The organism is Azospirillaceae bacterium (genome assembly GCA_028283825.1).
In the GTDB taxonomy this organism is placed as follows: domain Bacteria; phylum Pseudomonadota; class Alphaproteobacteria; order Azospirillales; family Azospirillaceae; genus Nitrospirillum.
Map to the genome: position 1 here is coordinate 229,443 of JAPWJW010000001.1, position 20,133 is coordinate 249,575.

A 20,133-nucleotide genomic window follows, 5' to 3' on the forward strand; every position below is an offset into this window, starting at 1 on the left:
ACGGGTCAGATCATGGATTTCACGCTTACCGAAGATCAGCGCCACCTGCAGGAAACGGCCCGGCGTTTCGCCCGCGCGGAGCTGCCGGACCTGGCCCGGGAGATGGAGGAAAAGGACGAGCCCCTGCCCGAGGCGATGCGCAAGCGCTATGCCGAGATGGGCTTCCTGGGCATCAACCTGCCCACCGACTACGGCGGACTGGGCCTGGGTCATCTGGAGGCGCTGCTGGTGCTGGAGCAGTTCGCCATGGTCTCCCCCGCCGTGGCTTGGCCAATTTTCGAAAGCGCCACCGGCCCCGTGCGCACCGTGCAGCACTTCGCGCCGGAAGCGCTGAAGGCCGCGATCATCCCCGAGGTGATCCGGGGCAACAAGATCGTGGCCGTGTCCATGTCCGAGCCCGCCGCCGGCACCGCGCTGACCGACCTGAAGACCCGCGCCCGGTTCGAGGGGGACGAGGTGGTGGTGACGGGCCAGAAGCGCTGGTGTTCAGGCGGCGGGCATTCCGACGTCTATATCGTCTATTGCCGCATGTCGGACGAGCCGGGTGCCAAGGGCATCGGCGCCGTGCTGGTGGAAAAGAACCGGCCCGGCATCAGCTTCGGCAGGCCTGAACGGCTGATGGGCTTCCGCGGCATCCCCAGCGCCGACATCTTCCTGGATGAGGTGCGGGTGCCCGTCGGCAACATCATCGTGCCGGCCGGCGGCTTCGCCCGCCTGATGCAGGCTTTCAGCCTGGAGCGCTGCGGCAACGCCACCATGTCGTTGGCCATCGCCGCCGCCGCTCTGGAGGACTCCGTTGAATACGTGCAGGGGCGTGAACAGTTCGGCAAGCCCATCGTCGACTTCCAGGCGGTGCAGTTGCGGCTGGCCGACATGGCCATGCGGGTGGAGGCGTCGCGCCTGCTGATCTATCGCGCCGCCGTCAATGCCCAGCAGGGCCTGCCATCCGTATTCGAATCCAGTGTCGGAAAATGTTTCGCAAACGAAATGGTTCGCGATGTGGCCATTTCCGGCATGCAGCTCATGGGCGGTTACGGCTACTCGCGCGAGTACCGGATGGAACAGCGGGTGCGCGACAGTTTCGCTTGGGGCATCGCCGGCGGCACCATCGACGTGCAGAAGACCAACATCGCGGCCAGCCTGGTGGGCCGGCGTTTCAACCAGCGCGGATGAGGGGGAACGTCATGAACGCCACAACCCCTTATCCCCATCTGTTCAGCCCCTTCCAGCTAGGTACCGTGCGCCTGAAGAACCGGCTGGTGATGGCGCCCATGTCGACCGAACTGGGAGGGCGCGAGGGTGAGGTGACGCCCGACATGATCGCCTTCTATCGGGAACGGGCGCTCGGCGGCATGGGGCTGATCGTGGTGGAATACACCTGCGTCAGCCCCGACACCGGACGTGCCCATGAATTCCAGCTGACATTGGAATCGCGCCGCAACCTGGACGGCCATCGCCGCCTGGTGGAGACCGTGCACGCCGCCGGGGCGCATGTCTTCATGCAGCTTCAGCACTCGGGCCAATATGCCAACCGCACCCTGTTGCCCGGCGGCATGCCGGTGGCGCCCAGCGACGTCCCCCACCGCCGCGACCCGTCGCGGCTGGTGGCGCGCGGCTTGAGTGAGGTGGAGGTGGCGGACCTGGTCGAGGCCTTCACCAACACCGCGCGCTTGGCCGTGGAAGCGGGTTATGACGGTGTGGAACTGCACGGCGCCCACGGCTATCTGCTGACCCAGTTCCTGTCGCCCCTTACCAACCGGCGCGACGACCGCTGGGGCGGAGACGTGGAACGGCGGCTGGCGTTTCCCTTGGCCGTGATCGGCGCGGTGCGGGAAGCCATGGGTGATCGGGCTCTGGTCTACCGCCTGTCGGCTGATGAGTTCACCCCCGGCGGGCTGACCATAGACGACATGGAAGCCATCGCCCCACGCCTCGCGGCGGCCGGGGCCGACGCCCTGCACATCTCCACCGGTTGGGGTGTCGGGGCCTCGTTCGAGAAGGTGGTGGAACCCATGTCCACCGCCGAGGGCTGGCGCATTCCCTATGCCCGCCGCCTGCGTGACGCGGCCGGAGTGCCGGTGATCGCCGTCGGCCAGATCCGCTGGCCGGAAATGGCGGAGGCCGCGGTGGCCCACGAGGACGCCGACCTCGTGGCCTTGGGCCGCCCGATGCTGGCCGATCCGGACTGGGCCAACAAGGCACGGGCCGGCCGCCGGGACCTGATCCGTCCCTGCACCTCGTGTAATTGGTGCATCAGCCCGCACGAGGGGCGCCATCAGGTGGGCTGTGCCGAGAATCCCCGAACCGGAAACGAGCTGGACGCCGCCCTGCCCACCGACCTGGGCCGCGACCGCCGCGCCGTGGTGGTGGGGGCTGGCCCCGGTGGCATCGCCGCCGCCCTGCTTCTGCAGCAGAGCGGGTTTGAAACCCACCTGTTCGAACAGCGAACCCATACCGGCGGCGGCATCGTCGCTTCCGCCACCCCACCGGGGAAAGAAAAGCTGTTCTGGTACAACGACTACCTTCAGCGTCAGGTGACCGGCAGTGGCGTGCGCCTGCACCTGGGCCAGTCGGCCGACACGGGTGCTGTGCTGGCGTTGAGCCCCGCACTGACCATCATCGCCACGGGCACGCGGCCCATCAGCCTGCCCATCACCGGTCTGGATGACCCCATGGTCATGGACGCCTATGACCTGTTGATGGGGGAATGCGATGTCGACTTGGCCGCCGGCGGCCACGCCGTCGTATATGGCGGCGGGGAAACGGGGTGTGAGACGGCCGAATACCTGGCACACCGCGCCATTCGCGTGACACTGGTGACCCGCAGCCCGCGTGACAGCCTCGCGCGCTCGGCTGAATGGGTCTACCGCCGCGCGCTGCTGGAACGCCTGGCGGCCAATCCATTGGTCGCCATTCTGGACAATAGCCACGTGCGAGCGGTGGGGAACGGCCGCGTGGTGATCGAGGGCGCCGGGCCCCAGGTCCACGATGTCGCCGCCGACCGCCTGATTCTGGCCCAGGGCCGGCAGCCGGCCAGTTCGCTGGCCGACGACCTGCGTGCCCAAGGCCTGGCTTGTGGGCTGGTGGGCGATAGCCGGCGGATGGGCCGCATCGGCGACGCCGTGCACATGGCCTACGCCACGGTCCGGGAACTGGCGGCGGGCCTGCCGGCATGATCGACATCACCGCACAAGTGGCCGCCGCTTTGCGGGGCGATCCCGACACCGCCCTGTTTGACTATCAGGGCCGGGCCTGGACGCGGGCGCAGGTGGCCGCCTTGGCCACCCGGGTCACAGCCTTGCTGGACCAGGCAGGGGTGGGTCCCGACGACGCCGTCGGCGTGGTGGTGCGCAACCGACCGCAACACGCGGCGGCAATGCTGGGGCTGATTTCCTCCCGCCGAGCGATGACCACGCTTTACGCCATGCAATCACCGGAAGCCTTGGCGCGCGACGTGCGGGAGGGCGGGTTCGCCGCCATCATCGCCGATACCCGGGACTGGAGCGATCCTGTGAGGACCGCCGCCGACGGCCTGTTGGGCATCCGCCTTGCCGCGGACGGAACGGCTGATCTGGTCCCCGGGCGCGACCGGATCGGTCCCGGCCCCTTCCGGCACTTCACCGCCGAACCCGGCATCGAGATCCTGTCCAGCGGCACGACGGGCAAGCCCAAGCGCATCCTGTTTCCGTTCCGCATGCTGGTGCGGGCAGTGGAGAGCGTCACGGCCGGACATAACGACGCGGTACCGGAACCGGAGATTCTGACCTGGCCTTACGGCGGCATCGGCGGCATGTGCAATCTGGTCGCCAGCGCCGTCATTGGCCGCCACACCACGCTGTTCGACAAGTTCAACGTCGCCGAATGGGCCGACGCTGTCCGCCGGCGGCGACCACGCTGGGTCAGCGGGCCACCCGCCGTGGCGCGCATGGTATTGGACGCCCAGGTGCCCAAGGAAGACCTGGCCAGTGTCGAATGCTTCTATGGGGGTGGCGCCCCCATGCCGCCAGCCCTGCAGACCGAATTCGAAGAGACCTACGGCATCAAGGTCATCTGGGCCTATGGCGCGACGGAGTTCTGCGGCACGGTCGTCAGCTGGACGCCCGCACTGTATGAGCGCTATCGCGACGCCAAGCTGGGCGCCATGGGCAAGGCCCTGCCTGGCATCAGCCTGCGGGTGGTCGATACGGTGACGGGCGCCCCGTTGCCGGCCGACCGGGAAGGCTATCTGGAGGCCCTGGTGCCGGCAGTCAGCGCCGACTGGATCCGCACCACGGACCTGGCCCTCATCGATGCCGACGGCTTCGTCTTCCACCGGGGCCGGGGCGATGGCGCCATCCTGCGGGGCGGCTTCAAGGTGTTGCCGGAAAAGGTGGCCGCCGTCCTGCAAAGCCATCCCGCGGTGCTGGACGCCGCCGTGGTCGGCCTGGCCGACCATCGCCTGGGACAGGTGCCCGTGGCCGCCGTCGAAGCGCGGGCCGGGATGCCAGTCCCCACGGAAGCCGACCTGCTGGCGTTGGCCCGGCGGGAACTGGTGGCCCATCACGTCCCGATCCGCGTGCGGGTGATGGAGGCCCTACCCCGCACCGCTTCGCTGAAAGTTGACCTGGCGGCCGTGCGCCGTCTGTTCGAAGAGGAAACGATACATGGTTAGGGGTTTGGACAAGGGCCAGAAGGTGGCCTTGCTGGTGAACGAGGCCCAAGTCGGCGTCATGGATCCGGCCTATTCGATCTTCCCCGCATTGGCGCAGCAGGTGGAGGCGCGCGGTATCGTGCCGCGGATCGCCGCTTTGATGGACCAGTTCCGGGCCCGCGGGCTGCCCATCTTCCACTTGCCGGTGGTGCACCGCCCCGATTTCGCGGATGTGACGCCCAATTCCCTGATCAGCGGCGTCACCCTCAAGGGCCGGCGTATGGCGGCGGGATCGATTGAGGCTGACTATATCGATATCCTGCGGCCGGGGCCGACCGACTACGTCGTCAGCCGATCATCCGGCTTCATCGCCTTCCTGGAAACCAGCCTGGACGCCACCTTGCGCCGGCTGGGCGTGCAGACCGTGGTGCTGACCGGCGTTTCGGTCAACGTCGCGCTTCCGGGCAACACCATGGCCGCGGTGGATCTGGGATATCAGGTGGTGATCCCCGAAGACTGCGTCGCGGGCACAGACCCCGCCGTCCACCGGACGCTGGTGGACAACCAGCTCCGGGTCCTGGCCACGATCAGCACCAGCGAGGAAGTGACCGCCGCGCTGGGCTAGGCGGCGGTCACGGGACCCATCTTCAAAAGGCGGATTTGTGGCTTCCGCCATCAACGCCGATCCATTCGCCGCTGATGTAGCCGGCGAGGTCGGAACAGAGATAGGCGATGGTCGAGGCGATTTCCCGCGGGCGGCCGACGCGGCCTGCGGGGATCAGCTTATGCAGGAAGTCGCCGACCTTGTCGGGCGTGATTCCAGCCTTCTTTTCCAGATAACCGTACATGTTGTCGGTGCCGATCCAGCCAGGCGCCACGGTGTTGCAGGTGATGCCGAATTTCGCCACCTCGTCCGACAGCGTCTTCATGAAGCCCACCGCGGCCGGACGGGTGGTGTTGGCCAGCATATGATGGATGTTTCCCGCCGGTTCCTTGGCCGTACCTGAGCCGATGGCGACGAAGCGCCCCCATCCCTTGCTCTTCATCGCCGGAATGACCTCGCGGGCGAGATAGACCACCGACATCGCGTAGACGATGAAGAAGCGCTCGAAATCCTCGTCCCTCACATCGTCGAAGTCGCCGGCGATGTTTTCCATGACGTTGCTGATCGCGATGTCCGGTGCGCCGAATTCCGCCGTTACGGCCGCCACCGCCTGATGGACGCCCGCCCGCGTGGTCAGGTCCGAGGAATAGCCCATCGCCGTTCCACCCCGGCTGCGGATTAGTTCCACCGTGTCGTCGATGGGCCCCTGGGTGCGCGCGACGATGGCCACCTTGCAGCCCTCTTCCGCCAGCATCAGCGCCGCCTCGCGCGCCATGCCCTTGCTGCCGCCCGACACGAAGGCGACCTTGTCCCTGATACCGAAATCCATGATGCTCTCCCTCTCCATTATTTAGAGAAATTTGCTGTCATGGATACTATTCGATCTACCAATTCCACTTGGCGTTTCCGCATTCGTGGAAACAATGATTATATCTGTGATTGGAGTTGACGTGACTACAATTCAGTCTCGGATGTTCACGACCAGACCTTATTCGCCCACGCCGTCACATCTTTCACAAACACGTCTGGCTGCTCCATAGCGGCGAAGTGGCCGCCCGCCGCAGGCTCCGTCCAGTGCACCAGGTTGTACAGCAGCTCGATGCGGCTGCGCGGCGGCGGCGGCATCAGGGCGTCACCAGGGAAGGCCGCGAAGCCGGTGGAGACCTCGCAACGCCGGCCGGGCGGCAGGTTGATGCCGCCCTCGCGGATCAGGCCATGATAGAACCACAGCGACGTGGGGAAGCTGCCGGTCATCAGGTACAGCAGGACGTTGGTCGCCAAGTGATCCAGACCGAACACGTCCTCCAGATCACCACCACGCAAGTCCGCCCAGTCATGGAAGCGCTCCAGAATCCAGGCGGCCTGGCCCAGAGGGTTTCCGGCCGTAGCCCAGGCCAGCGACAGCGGCTTCATCATCTGGACCATGCTGTAACCGCTCAGCATCTGCTGGGCCATGGCGGAGCGTTGCGCCCAGGCCCCCTCCTCGGCGTTCTGTGGCGGCGTCTCGCTTCGCAGACCTGCCATATTGAGGTGTATGCCTCGCACCGCCGTTGCGAAACCCATGCCCAATTGCGAGGCCACCAAGCTACCCCAGTCCCCCCCCTGGGCCAGGTAGTGGGGATACCCCAGCACCTCCGTCATGAGCCGGTTCCACAGCGCCGCCGTGGCCTTCGGCCCCATGGGCTGGACCGGCTTGCCGCTATAGGCGTAACCAGGCAGGCTGGGGATCACTAGGTCGAAGGCGTCCTTCACCTGGCCGCCATGGCGCGACGGGAAGGCCAGGCGGTCCACCACCCCCCAGAACTCGTAGTGCGACCCCGGCCAGCCATGGGTCAGCACCAGTGGCCGGGTACCATGACCCTCCCCCTTCACATGCACAAAGTGGATGGTTTGGCCGTCGATGTCCGCCAGGAACTGAGGATAGCGGTTCAGGTTGTCCTGCGCGCCCTGCCAATCAAATCCTTGCAGCAGATGTCGGCGAAAGCGTTCCAGGAATTCCCGGTCGCAACCCAGCGCCCAGCCGGCGCCCGGCGGAGCCTCCGGCAAGGAACAGGCCGCCAGCTGGGCCTTCGTCGCATTGATCTGAGCCGGCGTCCATTGGACCTGGAAGGGTCGCATCGTTTGGGATTCCTTCAGGTGATCGACGGCGTGATGCCGCCGTCGATATGCAGGTTGGTGCCGTTGATGAAGTCGGCCCGCGGGCTGGCCAGGAAAGCCACGGCATAGGCGATGTCGGCCACCTCACCGATACGGCGCACCGTTTGGCCGGAACCGCTGGCGACGTAGTCCTCGGCCTGTTTCAGGTCATCGCCCCAGCCACGCTTGGTGGCGAAATGGCGCAGGAACTGCTCCAACCCCTCCGTCCGGATCATGCCAGGGGAAATGCAATTGCTGGTGACACCGCTCTTGGCGATAGCCTTGGAGAGGCCCAGCGAGAAGTTCAGCATCGCCGCCTTCGCCGGCCCATAATCCGGCTGGGCGGACGTCGGGGTGAGCGCCGCGCCGGTGGCGATGTTGATCACCCGGCCCCATCCCCGCCCCCGCATCGGCGGAACCAGCGCGTGAATCAGCCGCACCGCCGCCAGGACGTTGCGCTGGTACGTCACCATCCAGTCCGATGTGCCCAGCGCAAACCAGGACTTGTTGGGTACATCGGCGCTGCCGCCGGCGTTATTGACCAGGATATCGATGCCACCCAGCGCCGAGACGGCCCGTTCGGCCACCTCAGCCGCGCCGGCGTCGGTGGCAAGGTCACCGCAAACCAGCTGCACCGAAGCGCCACGGCCGGCCAACCGGTCCGCCACCGCCCGGCCCCGGCCTCCATCCCGGCCATGGATCACCACGGCGGCCCCCTCGGCCGCCAGCAGTTCCGCGATCCCGACGCCAATGCCCGACGTGCTGCCGGTCACCAGCACGCGCTTGCCCGTCAATTCCAAGTCCACGGCAGTCATCCGATAGGGAAGGAAATAGCTTTCTGCTGCAGGTATTCGTCCAGCCAGCCCGGCCCGTACTCGCGACCGAAACCGGACCGCTTGTAGCCGCCGAAGGGCGCGTGGCTGGACATGTCGCCGCCGAAACCGCCATTCAGCCAGACCGTGCCCGTGCGCATCCGCAGGGCCATGCGGTAGCCTTGCGCGCGGTCGGCGGTCATGACGCCGCCGGCCAGGCCGAACTTCGATTGGTTGGCCAGCGTGACGGCCTCGTCATCGTCATCGAAGCCGATGACCACGCCGACCGGCCCGAAAATCTCGTCCTGAGCGATGGCGGCACCATTGTCGACGCCGTCAAACAGAGTGGGCTCATAGAAGAAGCCCTTGGAGCAATGCCCGGGGCGTTTGCCCCCGAACACCAGCCGACCGCCGCTGTCGTGGCCCAGTTGGACGTAACGCTCCACCTTGGCCCGCTGGCTTTCGCGGATCAGGGGGCCGACGATGGTGGTTGGCTGGCTGGGATCGCCCACCGTCCAATGCGCGGCGATGGCGGCGCAGGCCTGGACGAAGGCGGGACGCACCTTGTTGTGCACTAGGAAACGGGTGGTGAGCGCGCAGCCCTGGCCGGCATGGGCGGTGAAAGCCGCCACGGCCGTCAGCGCCGCCTTCTGAATGTCAGCGTCCTCGCGCACGATCAGCGCCGACTTGCCGCCCAGCTCCATGACCAGGCGCTTCAGGGTTGGGGCGGCCTGGGCCATGATAGCCGCGCCCACGGTGTCCGAACCGGTGAAGCTGATCAGGTCCACGTCCGGATGGCTGGTCAGAAGCTGGCCAACCTCCAGCCCGCCCGTCAGGACGTTCAGCACACCTGGCGGCAACCCGACCTCGTCCGCCACCTCACCAAACAGCAACGCGGCATAGGGGGTGAAGGGCGAGGGCTTTAGCACCAGCGTGTTGCCGGCCAGCAGCGCCGGGACGATCTTCGACAGATTCAGCAGGAAGGGGAAGTTGTAGCCGGTGATGCCGGCCACCACGCCCACCGGTTCCTTGATAGTGGCGATGGCGCCTATGCTGTCCGGCCCGCCCGGCTGGAACAGATTGGGGAAGGTTTCCACCGGGGTGGTGTTGGCCTCGATCCGGTTGGCCAATTCGATGCCGTAGTCCAGATGGCGCAGCGGCGTCGCGGTCTGTGTCAGCTGGGTCAGGCCCCAGGGGGCGCCGGCCTCGGCAATAGTCAGGGCACGGATTTCGTTCAGCCGGCCGGTCAGGACGCCGTGCATGCGGCACATGACCTCCGCCCGCTCCTTGAAGGACAGGCAGGGCCAGGGGCCCCGATCGAAGGCCTCGCGGGCGGCAGCGATGGCAGCCTCCGCCTCTCCCCTGCCGCCCACGGGCGCTGAACCGATGACCGCCTCCGTCGCGGGGTTGAGCACCGGCTCAACCGCCCCGTCCTCCGGCCTGATCCAGCGCCCGCCAATATACAGGTCCTGGATCCCGGTGTAGGGAACGCCGCTGCGGATGGCCATCGGTTCCTCCGTCCGTTCTTATTGTCAGGCATCCAAACGGCGTTTCAGGCGGCTTCGCCCACGCCGTCGTTCTTGGCGACCTCGGCGAACATGCGGGTGATATCGCCCGACGTCACACGACGGCGCACCTCGCCCGCCGCCAGCGGGGTCGGCCCGCCATAGGATACCGGCGCGGTGTTCACGTGGCCGGCCTGGGCGCGGAGCGCACCAACCGTGCACTTCTCCCGCCCGCCCATCAGGCCGAAGGCGTCGAAGTTGAGCAAACGCAGCGCGTTCTCATGGCTGATCTTATTCACGATCCGATCCGGCAGGGTGCCGAAGGTCTCGCGCAGCAGGTTGGCGGATTCGGGCCAGACGCTGTCCGAATGCGGGTAGTCGCATTCGTAGGCGATGTTGTTCTCCCCGATGGCATCCAGGTTCTTCAGCCCGAACTGGTCGTCGATGAAACAGGTCATGAAGTGCTCGCGGAACACCTCGCTGGGCTTCTTGCCGCCGAAGTCGGCATGGGTCCAGGCCTGGTGGTGCTCATGCACGAAATCGGCGCGTTCCAGGAAATAGGGGATCCAGCCGATGCCCCCCTCCGACAGGGACACCTTCAGCGGATACTTCTGCAGCGCCTTCAGGTGCAGCCAATCCGCCGCCGAATTGACGATGGAGATGGGCATGGTGGTGATCCAGGCGTCGATGGGCGATTCCATCGACGCGTGGGGTGCCTGGGCGCCCGATCCGATGTGGATGTTGATGACGATGCCGTGGTCGGCGCAGGCCTTCCACATCGGTTCCCACTGCGGGTTGTGGATGCTGGGATAGCCGCGGGTGGCCGGGTTGTCGCTGAAGGTTATGGCGCGGCAGCCCTTGTCCGCCACGCGCTTGATCTCCGCCACCGTGGCCTCGACATCCCAATAAGGCACCAGCGCGATAGGGATGTTACGGCCGGGGTAGGTGCCGCACCATTCGTCGATGTGCCAGTCATTATAGGCCTGCAGCAGCGTCAGCGCGTTCTTCTTGTTCTCGAACTTATGGAACAGCACGCCGTCGAACTGGACCACGCTGGGGAAATTGAGCGAAGCCAAGATGCCATTGGCGTTCATGTCCTCGACCCGGGCATGGATATCCCAGGCACCGCGGCGCATCTGCTCCAGCGACACGGGTTCGCACCCATACTCTTCCCGCACGCGGCCGACCACGGCGTTCAGGCCGATGGCGCCGGTGCGCTTGCCTTCATACAGCCAGTAATCCGCGCCCTTCTTGTCTTTGCGCATGATGGGCGCGAAGGACTTCTGGGCTTGGGTCAAGTGGTTGTCGTACATCGTCGGCGGCTCGACCACGTGGTCGTCCACGCTCACGATGATCATGTCTTCGACCTTCATGGCTTTCCTCCTTCGCCAAAAACTAACATCATGTCAGTTATATAGATACGAAACGACCCGACTTAGCGCTTCACCAGCTGCACCGCCGATTTATCACGATCCCAGGTGGCGGCGGTGATCCCGTCGTCACGCAGTGCGTACTTCAGAACCCGACCCACCGGGTTCTTGGGCAGCTCCGGCCGGAATTCGATGAAACGCGGCACGGCGAAATAGGGCAGCTTTTCAATGGACCAGCGGCACAGCTCCTCCTCCGTCACCTCGGCGCCCTCGACCAGGGTGCAGGTGACCTTCACGTCGTCTTCCATGTCGGCCAGGACAGCATGCACGGCCACTTCGCGGATGGCGCCATGGGACCGGAACACCGCCTCCAGCTCCATGCTGGAGATGTTCTCTCCCCGCCGGCGCAGGTAGTCTTTCTTGCGGTCCAGGAAATAGAACCAGCCGTCGTCGTCGAACCGCCCGATGTCACCGGTGTGGAACCAGAAATTCCGAAGCACCTTCATGGTTTCCGCCGGCCGCCGCCAGTACCCCTCGAACATCACGTGCGGCATTTTGGGCCGGACGATGATCTCGCCCGGCGTGCCAGGTGCCACCTCGTTGTCATGGTCGTCGACGATGCGGACGTCGAAATCGGGGTCAACGCGGCCAGAGGCGTTGGCCGGACGCGGCTCGTCCACGCGGCAACTGGTGACGATGGCGCATTCGGTCAGGCCGAAACCGATCTGCCCGAAGGTGTGGGCGCCAAACCGCTCCCGCCATTTGTCCTGCAGCACCTTGGGGAACGGCGTGCCACCCGCCACCCGCAACTTGCCGTAATAACGCTTGGCCGCGTCATTGTCGGGGGCGTCGGCAATCAGGGCCACCATCGTCGATAGGATCTGCGTCACCGTGGCGCCGGTGCGTTCGACCTCGGGCCAGAAGTTGGAGACGGAGAAGCGGGTGTAGACGGCGGCCCGGGCGCCCACCATCAGTGACGAGAGGATGGTGGCGGTATATTGGTTCGCGTGGAAGCCCGGCAGCGGCGTCCAGATGACATCGTCCTTGTTGTACAACATGTTTTCGGCGATCTGCCAGGCCATGTGGCAAACATAGTTCTGGCTGACCATGCAGCCCTTGGACGGGCCGGTGGTGCCAGCGGTGTAGATCAACATGGCCAGGTCGGACGGCTTCGCCGGAATCAGCGGTTCCGATGGGTTGGCGGTGAACGCCTCATCCAGCGACCGGAGGTCCAGGCGCTTTGCCGGACGGGCGCCTATTTCCCCCTTCACCAGCAAGGTGCGGGCATCAGGCAGGCCGTCCTCGATCTCCAGCAGGCGCTCAACGTATTCGCGTTCCGCCACCAACACCGGGGCGGCGCTGTCGGCCACCTGGTGACGCAGGAAATCCCCCTTGTAGGCGGTATTCAGCGGCACATGGACGGCGCCGATGCGCGAGCATGCCAGCAGCAGCAGCAACTGCTCCACCGAATTGTCGAGGACGGAGGTCACGCATTCCCCCGCCCGGGCGCCGGCCGCCAGCAGGCCATGGGCCAGGCGAATGCTGCGCTCCTGCAACTCACCCAGCGTGTACTTGCGGCCATTATAGTCGATGTAGTCGAAGCTGGGGCCGCGCATCGCCAACGCGGCCTCGAACACTTCGGTGACGGTCGTCTGCTTGCCGCTGGACCAGCCTTCACGCGCCATGGTCGTCGTCCATTCCTTGATATTCCGAAAAAGGCGGGGCATCGGGCCCACGCCGCCGTCAAATCGCCCTCAGCGCATGCACTGTCAGCGTATGTACTGCTTGATGTAGTCGGCGCCGAAACCGTTGGCCTGATAGTATTCGTCACAGGCCGCCAGCAGCGTCAGGCAGTTGTCCACCCGGATCGGATTGTCGTCCGCATCCAGGGATGTCAGGCCGCCGTGCATTACGTAGAACGCCATCATGGATTCCTTCACGGTCAGGGTGTGCATTTCCCCCGGCGGCTCCCAGATGAAGGTGCCGGCTTCCGCCACCCAGTCGTGTTCCGGATAAAACCAGGACCCTTCGATGGTGTAGGAGAAGACGGGACCGTCGTGGACATGCCGCCCGATGACGCCCGGCTTGGGATAGCGCAGGATGTTCACGGTGATGCCGGCCGACACGTCGAACAGCAGGGGCAGGTAATAATGCCCGGCCGGCCGCTTGACCCACAGATTCAGGTCTTCCGGCACCTTGAACACCATGTCCTTGGGCAGGTAGAGGCCGGCACTGCCCGCCGGCCTGAAATCCTTGGCGACTACGCTCATATGGTCCGCTCCCGATGTGGGGCGACGCGGATGACACGTCGTTCCGCGTCAACCTCCCTCTCATTCCCTGTTTCGGCCCAGGGAAGCGCGATGGTCAAACCTTCCGCCCCCCCGCCCCTCAAGGCATCACCCATGTGCTGAAAGCCCGCAGGGACGTTGCCGGACGATCGTCGCCATGGTCGGCTCACGGCTCTGCGACACGGGATTGAGGGGAGGAAACCATGGCCGACATCGCGGCTGAGGCGCGTGGGGCCATCGCCCACCTGCTGACCGTCTACAACACCAGCGGCGACCGGGGCCGCATCGACGAAATGCTGGCCGTCTTCACCCCTGACGCCACGCTGGAGGTACCGGGGGCCACCCATGAGGGGCGGGACGCCATCGGCGCCTTCATGCGCAACGTCGTTGCGGGCGCGGTGGGCGGCACAGACCTGTCCGGCGGCTCCCGCCACCACCTGACCACCAGCCGCGTCGAAGTCGATGGCGCCGACAGCGCCCGGGGCTGGACCTATTTCTTCGTGATGCGTCGGGGCACGGTCATTGAGGAAGGCACCTATATCGACCAATACGTTCGCCAGGACGGACAGTGGCTGATCCGCCGCCGCCGGGTGAAACTGGCCTGGGCGCTGGCCGACTGAGGTGCGGCGCACCCCCATCCCATATCTGCTGGATTCCGGCCATGGACTGGCCCCTGCCGCCGGCAGGCGCCAAGCTGCCCCAAATATCAGGGAGGCCGCATGCGCACGCCGCACAGGAACCGTAATCCGTGGTTCAACAAGGAAGGCACGTGATGAGCGTCAGTCCCGTCCTTGCCGCCGGGGATGAGCCGGCGACCACACGCCCGGCATCCCGCGTGCCCCGCCACGTGCTGGCGGCGTTGGCGGCGCCCGGCATCCCGCAGTCGGCCATGAGCCTGCCGCTGGTGGTCTACCTGCCGCAATTCTATTCCGGCGACCTGGGCCTGGGACTGGGGCTGGTGGGATCGATATTCATGGTCATCCGCCTGCTGGACATCGCCTTCGACCCCTTCGTCGGCACCTTCATGGACGCAACGCGTACCCGCTTCGGCACCTACCGGCCATGGCTGATGGCCAGCGTTCCCATGGTCATGGCCAGCATCGCCATGCTGTTCATGGCCAAGCCGGGCGTCGGTCCCGTTCACCTGACGGCGTGGCTCAGCCTCGCCTACGCCGGCTGGTCCATCCTGAGCCTATCGCTGGTGGCGCTGGCGGCCAACGTCGCCCGGGACTATGACGAGCGCACCCGGGCCTACAGCTGGTGGCAGGCCGCCTTCATGGTGGGCATGATCGCCGCCATGCTGCTGCCCAAGGGCCTCGCCGCCCTGGGCCACGCCAGCAGCGGCGACCGTATGCAGGCCATGGCCTGGCTGGTCCTTCTGCTGATGCCGCTGATGGTGCTGGTGACCATGGCGGTGGTGCGCGAGCGTTCGGTGATCAAGGCGGAAGTGCCCAGCACCTGGCGCGACTATTTCGGCCTGATGCGGGTGGCGACGGTGCGCCGCGTGCTGCTGACCGAAGGCCTGCTGGGCCTGGCGGGCGGCTGCACCTCCACCCTCACCGTCTTCTTTTTCAGCTGGCTGAAGGCCATAGCGCCGGCCGACATCGGGCTGATCCTGGTGGCCAACTTCGTCGTCGGCCTGCTGTTGACACCCTTATGGTCGGCCCTGGCCACACGTTTCAGCAAGCACCGCGCGTTGATCGTGGCGGCCGTTGGCTATGCCGTGGTCCAACTGCTGTTCCTGGTGGTGCCGGCCGGCAATCTGGGCCTGATGGTCGCCTGCGGGGCCGCCAGCGGCGCCTTTTACGGGGCCACCAACATGCTGCCCCGGGCCATCCTGGCCGACGTCGGCGATCTGGAACGGCTGAATACCGGCAAGGAACGGTCCGGCCTTCTGTTCGCCCTGCTCATCGGCATTGCCAAGGTGGGCCAGGCGCTGTCCGTGGGACTGATGTTCTACGTGCTGGACCTGGTGGGTTTCAATCCCGCGCCGGGGGCCACCAACCCACCCTTGGCGCTGGCCGTCCTGATGGGCCTCTACGGCGGCCTGGCGGCGGCGCTGAGCCTGGGGGCAGCCCTGCTGATCCGCCGCCATCCCATAACGGCCGAACGCCATGCCGACATTCTGCGGCAACTGCGCGAACGCGGCCTGACCTGAACCGCCCCCAAGAGGGAACGATGCCCCATCTTTATACCGACGAGCAGCGGCACATCCGGGACGAGGTCCGCCGCGCCCTGTCCACCGCAGCGTCCAACGCCCGTCTGCGCGACCTGCTGGAAAAGCCGGGCATGCACGACACCGTCTTCTGGCAGACGGCCCGCGAGTTGGGCTGGAACGCCATGGCCATTCCGGAGGCGCACGGCGGCTTGGGCATGGGCCTGGTGGACAGCCTGATCGTGGCCGAGGAATGCGGCCGGGCGCTGGCCGGCGCACCCTTCCTGGCGACCAATCTGGCCGTGGCCCATGCCCTGACCGCGGCCAGCGATCCCACCGGCCTTTTGGGCCGGATCGCCGATGGCCATGCCATCGCCGCCCTCGCCTTCGCCGAAGGTTCGGAGCCCCTGCCCGCCAGCCCCACCACACGACTGGAGGAAGGGCGTCTGTTCGGGACCAAGACAGCCGTATTGGGCGGAGCCGCCGCGGATGTCGCCCTGGTGCTGGCGACGGATGGTGGCGTGCCTTGCCTGGTTCTGGCCGATCTGGACGGCGCCGGGGTCACCCGGGACGCCCCCCCCACCTTGGACCCAAGCCGCGCCATCGCCCACCTGGCCTTCGACGGCGCTCCCGCCGTGCGGCTGGCAACCACCAATGCCCAGGCGCTGGCCGGGGCCTGTCAGCTTCGGCTGGGCCTGTTCCTGGCCGCCGAGAGCGTGGGTGGCGCCGACGCCTGTATCGCCCTCTCCCGCGACTATGCCAATGAACGCCAGGCCTTCGGCCAGGCGATCGGCAAGTTCCAGGCGGTGAAGCATGCCATCGCCGAGATGTGGGTGCTGAACGAGATGGCCCGCGCCTCCGTCCTCGACGCCGCGTTGCGCCTGGATCGGGGCGACGCCGACGCACCCGCCTACGCCGCGGCCGCCCGTCTGAACGCGGTCCAGGCCTATGAGACGTCGGCGGCATCAGCCACCCAGATCCATGGCGGCATCGGCGTGACGTGGGAGGCGGATTTGCACCTGCATTACCGACGGTCCCGCACACTGGCGGTGGAGGCGGGCGCCCGCCCCTACTGGGAAGATCTGATCGTCACCGTGCTTGAAGGAAAAGCGGCATGAGCGGAGCGCTTGAGGATTATCGCGCCCAGGCCCGTGCCTGGCTGGCCGACCACGCGGCGGAGTTCGGCGCCCAAGCCCGGCGTGGCCTGGATGAGGCGGCCGATCTGGCGCTGGGCCGGCGCTGGCAGCGGCTGAAAGCCGACAATGGTTACGCCGGCATCGCCTGGTCCCCGCAATACGGCGGCGCCGGCGGCACCGAATTGCAGGCCGCCATCTTCGCGCAAGAGGAACTGCCCTTCGGCTTTCCCAGCGTCTATTTCGGCATCAGCCTGGGTCAGCCGGTGCCCATCCTGCTGAAATACGCTCCCGAAGAGGTGCGGCAGCGGTACGCCCTTCCCGCCCTGCGGGGAGAGGAGATCTGGTGCCAGCTGTTCTCCGAGCCCGCGGCCGGATCCGACCTGGCCGGCATTCGCCTGCGCGCCGTCCGGGATGGCGATGGCTGGGTGCTGAGCGGCCAGAAGCTGTGGACCAGCTGGGCCCACCTGGCCGACTACGGCGTCATCCTGGCCCGCACCGACCCCAGCCAGCCCAAGCACAAGGGCCTGACCTATTTCTGGCTGGACATGAAGGCGCCGGGCGTCACCGTCCGGCCGGTCCGCCTGGCCAACGGCGGCCATGACGTGAACGAGGTCTTCTTCGACGACGTCCGTATCCCCGACAACCAACGGCTGGGTGCCGTGGGCCAAGGCTTCGGCGTCGCCATGGACACCCTGATGATAGAGCGCTACGCGGCCGCCGATGAGGCGGGCTTCGGCCCCGCCCTGTCGCTGTTCGTCAATCAGGCGCTTGAGACGACAATCAATGGCCGGCCGGCCATCGAGGATGGCCGCGTGCGCCGCGACATCGCCACCGCTTTTCGTCAGCAGCGCGCCCTGGCCGCCATCCGGACCGGCACCTTCCTGGCGCTGGCCGCCGGGGCCGAGCCCGGGCCGGAGGGCTCCATCCATAAGCTGGTCTCGATGCGGGCACGCCAGCAGCTGTCCGCCGCCGCCATGGATTTGATGGGCACCGCGGGTTCAATCCTGGAACCGGACGCCTCCCCCCAGTCGGACTGGGCCCAGTCCTGGCTGACGGCGCCCACCGGCCGCATCGCCGGCGGGGCGGACGAAATGCTGTTGAACACCATCGCCGAACGCATCCTGGGATTGCCCCAGGACTACCGCCCCGACAAGGGCCTGCCCTTCGACCAGATTCGGCCCAGCCGCTAAGGACCATGCCCATGGTTGCCATCAACAACGTGACCGACCTGACCATCACACATGGCGTGGCGGTCGTAACCCTGGACTATCCCCCCGTCAACGCCCTGTCGCCCGCGGTGCTGGAAGGGATGTTCGAGGCCATCACCACCGCCCTGGACGATTCTAAGGTCGCCGGCATCCTGCTGACCTGCGACGGACGAACCTTCATCGCGGGCGCAGACCTGAAGTCCCTGGGCAAGGTCCAGCCCAAGGTCGACTTCTTCGACTTGCAGGCGCGCATCGAAACGGCGGCCAAGCCCACCGTGGCGGCCTTGCACGGCACGGCGCTGGGCGGCGGGCTGGAAGTGGCGCTGACCTTCCACTATCGCGTGGCAGTGCCCAGCGCCCGCATGGGCTTGCCGGAGGTCACCCTGGGCCTGCTGCCCGGCGGCGGCGGCACGCAACGCCTGACCCGCATCGTCGGCGCCGGCGCGGCCTTGGACATGCTCACCACCGGCCGCCAAGTGGACGCGACTGAAGCCCTGCGCCTGGGCCTGGTGGATCATCTGGTGCCGGAAGATGACCTGCGTGGGGGCGCGCTGGCCTATGTCCGCGAACTGATCGCCGCTGGGGCTGCCCCCAAGCGCGTGCGCGACCTGGAGGGCGCCATCCAGGCCGACCGTGACGATCCCGGCCTGTTCGACCGGTTCCGCGCCGAGCATGCCCGCCGCCTGCGCGGCTTGGATGCGCCCCAGGCCATCGTGCGTTGTGTGGAGGCCGCTGTCTGCCTGTCCTTTGACGAGGGGCTGGCGGTGGAACGGCGGGAGTTCGGCAAGCTCCTGCATGGTCCCCAGTCGGCAGCGCTGCGCCACCTCTTCGCCGCGGAACGTGCGGCCCAGAAAATCCCCGACCTTGCCGCCGACGCCCCGCCCCCTGCGCTGCGCACCATCGGCATCGTGGGGAATGGCGAACTGGCGGCGGCCCTATCGAAAAGGGCCGCCAAGGCCGGGTACGCCGTGGTGGAAAGCGACGGCGCCGACCTGGTGATCCTCGCCGCCGCGCCAGGGGATTGGGTAGCGCGGTTGGACACCACCTTGCGCCCCGACACCCTCATCGCCATCACCGATGGCCTGGAGAACCTGGACGCCCTGCCAAATCGCCATCCCGACCGCCTGCTGGGCTTAGGCTTCGCGCGGCCGCCCCATCGGCTGTTGGAAATCGTCCGAGGCGCCGCCACCCATCCCGCCGCGCTGGCGACGGCGATGCAGCTGGCGAAGAAGCTGGGCAAGGCCGCCGTCGTAACCCGTCCCACCGGCATCGCCAGCCCGCTGGCGACAATCCTCCACCGCCAGGTTCAAGGACTGGCCGGCGCCCACGCCGCCCTGATGGAGTTTGGCTTCACGGAGGATGTCGGGGGGGAAGACGGCGGCGTTCCGGCGGCGGACACGCTGAAACGCGTGCTCTATCCCGTGGTCAACGAAGCGGCCCGGCTGCTGGAACAGGGCATTGCCGCCCGCGCCTCCGATATCGACCTGGCCGCCGTCACCGGCCTTGGCTGGCCCGCTCATCAGGGAGGGCCGCTGTTCCATGCCGATCTCATCGGCCTTGCCACCGTTGTCGCCGGCCTTGAGGCCATGGGCATAGCCCCCACACCTCTGCTGCTCAAACTGGCGTCGGCTGGCCGGACCTTTACCGGCTCTTGATCAGCCGGTCAGCACTGACACCAGCTCCTCCGCCACCAAGTCCAGGCTGGCGTCGGCATCGATACGGGGTTCGTCCTCCGCCAGCGCGCTGGCCACGTGGTCGACGCGGGCCAAAGCCAGTATCGCGCGGGCATGGCGGTGGCGGGCATTCTCGCCCGTACGGGCCAGGGCGGAGAAGGATTCCGCGAGGATGTCGATGACGGCCTCACGGTGGTCGTCCACCAGCTCTCGCGCCTCACCACTGCTGGCCAAGCCGATATGGAACAGGCGCATGGCATCGCGATGTCCCCGCAGCACCTGAACATAATCCGTCAGCCATTTCGCCGCGGCCGCCTTGTCCAATCGTGCCGGCAGGCCGCGGTACAGTTCCCGCACGCCGCGCAGATTGGATGACAGCAGCGCCAGCAACAGCGCGTCCTTGTTGACGAAATGCAGGTACAGGGTGGCCCGACTGACGCCCGCCGCAGCGGCCACCTGCTCCATCGACGTTCCCTCCACCCCACCTTCATAGAAGCAGGCCCGGGCCGCCCGCGTAATGCGCCGCCGGGTGAGGTCGCGCTGTTCCTGACGCAAAGTCAGGCGCGGGCCGGGGTGCGCAGCGTCAGCCTTCATATCCGTGATGCCTTGATGGGAT

Annotated in this window: 17 protein-coding genes; 9 read left to right on the forward strand and 8 right to left on the reverse strand. The window is 66.8% G+C overall.

Features of this window, described 5'->3' with window-relative positions; all coding sequences use genetic code 11:
• Window positions 1-12 precede the first annotated feature (12 nt).
• Genes PW843_00750 through PW843_00765 form a run of 4 tightly spaced genes read left to right on the forward strand, consistent with a single transcriptional unit; the run spans window position 13 to window position 5,255 of the window.
• Window positions 13-1,173 carry an acyl-CoA dehydrogenase family protein gene (locus PW843_00750; protein MDE1145135.1) on the forward strand — a complete coding sequence of 387 codons (1,161 nt, stop codon included), beginning with the start codon at window positions 13-15 and terminating at the stop codon, window positions 1,171-1,173.
• A gap of 11 nt (window positions 1,174-1,184) precedes the next feature.
• Window positions 1,185-3,176 (forward strand): FAD-dependent oxidoreductase, encoded by a 1,992-nt coding sequence (locus PW843_00755; protein MDE1145136.1) that lies wholly within the window; start codon window positions 1,185-1,187, stop codon window positions 3,174-3,176.
• Window positions 3,173-4,651 carry a class I adenylate-forming enzyme family protein gene (locus PW843_00760; protein ID MDE1145137.1) on the forward strand — a complete coding sequence of 493 codons (1,479 nt, stop codon included), beginning with the start codon at window positions 3,173-3,175 and terminating at the stop codon, window positions 4,649-4,651. Before PW843_00755 ends, PW843_00760 begins: the two co-directional genes overlap by 4 nt.
• A complete protein-coding gene (locus PW843_00765; GenBank protein MDE1145138.1) occupies window positions 4,644-5,255 on the forward strand; it encodes a cysteine hydrolase in 612 nt (203 codons plus the stop codon). Before PW843_00760 ends, PW843_00765 begins: the two co-directional genes overlap by 8 nt.
• 22 nt (window positions 5,256-5,277) lie before the next feature.
• Here the strand turns inward: PW843_00765 and PW843_00770 are convergent, their stop codons facing one another.
• From PW843_00770 to PW843_00800, 7 genes are all read right to left on the reverse strand, one after another.
• Complete coding sequence (locus PW843_00770) at window positions 5,278-6,063, reverse strand: SDR family oxidoreductase (protein MDE1145139.1); 786 nt, start codon at window positions 6,061-6,063, stop codon at window positions 5,278-5,280.
• 146 nt (window positions 6,064-6,209) lie between these two features.
• Window positions 6,210-7,352 carry an epoxide hydrolase gene (locus PW843_00775; protein ID MDE1145140.1) on the reverse strand — a complete coding sequence of 381 codons (1,143 nt, stop codon included), beginning with the start codon at window positions 7,350-7,352 and terminating at the stop codon, window positions 6,210-6,212.
• 14 nt (window positions 7,353-7,366) lie between these two features.
• On the reverse strand, window positions 7,367-8,176 hold the full coding sequence (locus PW843_00780; protein MDE1145141.1) for an SDR family oxidoreductase: 810 nt from the start codon (window positions 8,174-8,176) through the stop codon (window positions 7,367-7,369).
• A 5-nt stretch (window positions 8,177-8,181) separates the two neighbouring features.
• Window positions 8,182-9,690 carry an aldehyde dehydrogenase family protein gene (locus tag PW843_00785; protein MDE1145142.1) on the reverse strand — a complete coding sequence of 503 codons (1,509 nt, stop codon included), beginning with the start codon at window positions 9,688-9,690 and terminating at the stop codon, window positions 8,182-8,184.
• Between the two features lie 44 nt (window positions 9,691-9,734).
• A complete protein-coding gene (locus PW843_00790; protein ID MDE1145143.1) occupies window positions 9,735-11,060 on the reverse strand; it encodes an amidohydrolase family protein in 1,326 nt (441 codons plus the stop codon).
• A gap of 62 nt (window positions 11,061-11,122) precedes the next feature.
• On the reverse strand, window positions 11,123-12,742 hold the full coding sequence (locus PW843_00795) for an AMP-binding protein (protein ID MDE1145144.1): 1,620 nt from the start codon (window positions 12,740-12,742) through the stop codon (window positions 11,123-11,125).
• Window positions 12,743-12,826: 84 nt separating this feature from the next.
• On the reverse strand, window positions 12,827-13,327 hold the full coding sequence (locus tag PW843_00800) for a 2,4'-dihydroxyacetophenone dioxygenase family protein (protein ID MDE1145145.1): 501 nt from the start codon (window positions 13,325-13,327) through the stop codon (window positions 12,827-12,829).
• 221 nt (window positions 13,328-13,548) lie between these two features.
• On the opposite strand from PW843_00800, the gene PW843_00805 reads away from it, so the two are divergent.
• The 5 genes from PW843_00805 (at window position 13,549) to PW843_00825 (ending at window position 19,499) form a co-directional block, all read left to right on the forward strand.
• The gene (locus PW843_00805) at window positions 13,549-13,965 is read left to right on the forward strand and encodes a nuclear transport factor 2 family protein (protein ID MDE1145146.1); all 417 of its coding nucleotides are present in this window, start codon (window positions 13,549-13,551) and stop codon (window positions 13,963-13,965) included.
• Between the two features lie 152 nt (window positions 13,966-14,117).
• On the forward strand, window positions 14,118-15,503 hold the full coding sequence (locus PW843_00810; protein MDE1145147.1) for an MFS transporter: 1,386 nt from the start codon (window positions 14,118-14,120) through the stop codon (window positions 15,501-15,503).
• Window positions 15,504-15,523: 20 nt separating this feature from the next.
• Entirely contained in the window at window positions 15,524-16,618 is a 1,095-nt protein-coding gene (locus PW843_00815; protein MDE1145148.1) for an acyl-CoA/acyl-ACP dehydrogenase, read from the forward strand.
• Window positions 16,615-17,826 carry an acyl-CoA dehydrogenase family protein gene (locus PW843_00820; protein MDE1145149.1) on the forward strand — a complete coding sequence of 404 codons (1,212 nt, stop codon included), beginning with the start codon at window positions 16,615-16,617 and terminating at the stop codon, window positions 17,824-17,826. Before PW843_00815 ends, PW843_00820 begins: the two co-directional genes overlap by 4 nt.
• Before the next feature lie 11 nt (window positions 17,827-17,837).
• Entirely contained in the window at window positions 17,838-19,499 is a 1,662-nt protein-coding gene (locus tag PW843_00825) for an enoyl-CoA hydratase-related protein (protein MDE1145150.1), read from the forward strand.
• Here PW843_00825 and PW843_00830 read toward each other — a convergent pair whose 3' ends face one another.
• A complete protein-coding gene (locus tag PW843_00830) occupies window positions 19,500-20,111 on the reverse strand; it encodes a helix-turn-helix domain containing protein (protein ID MDE1145151.1) in 612 nt (203 codons plus the stop codon).
• Window positions 20,112-20,133: the final 22 nt, after the last annotated feature.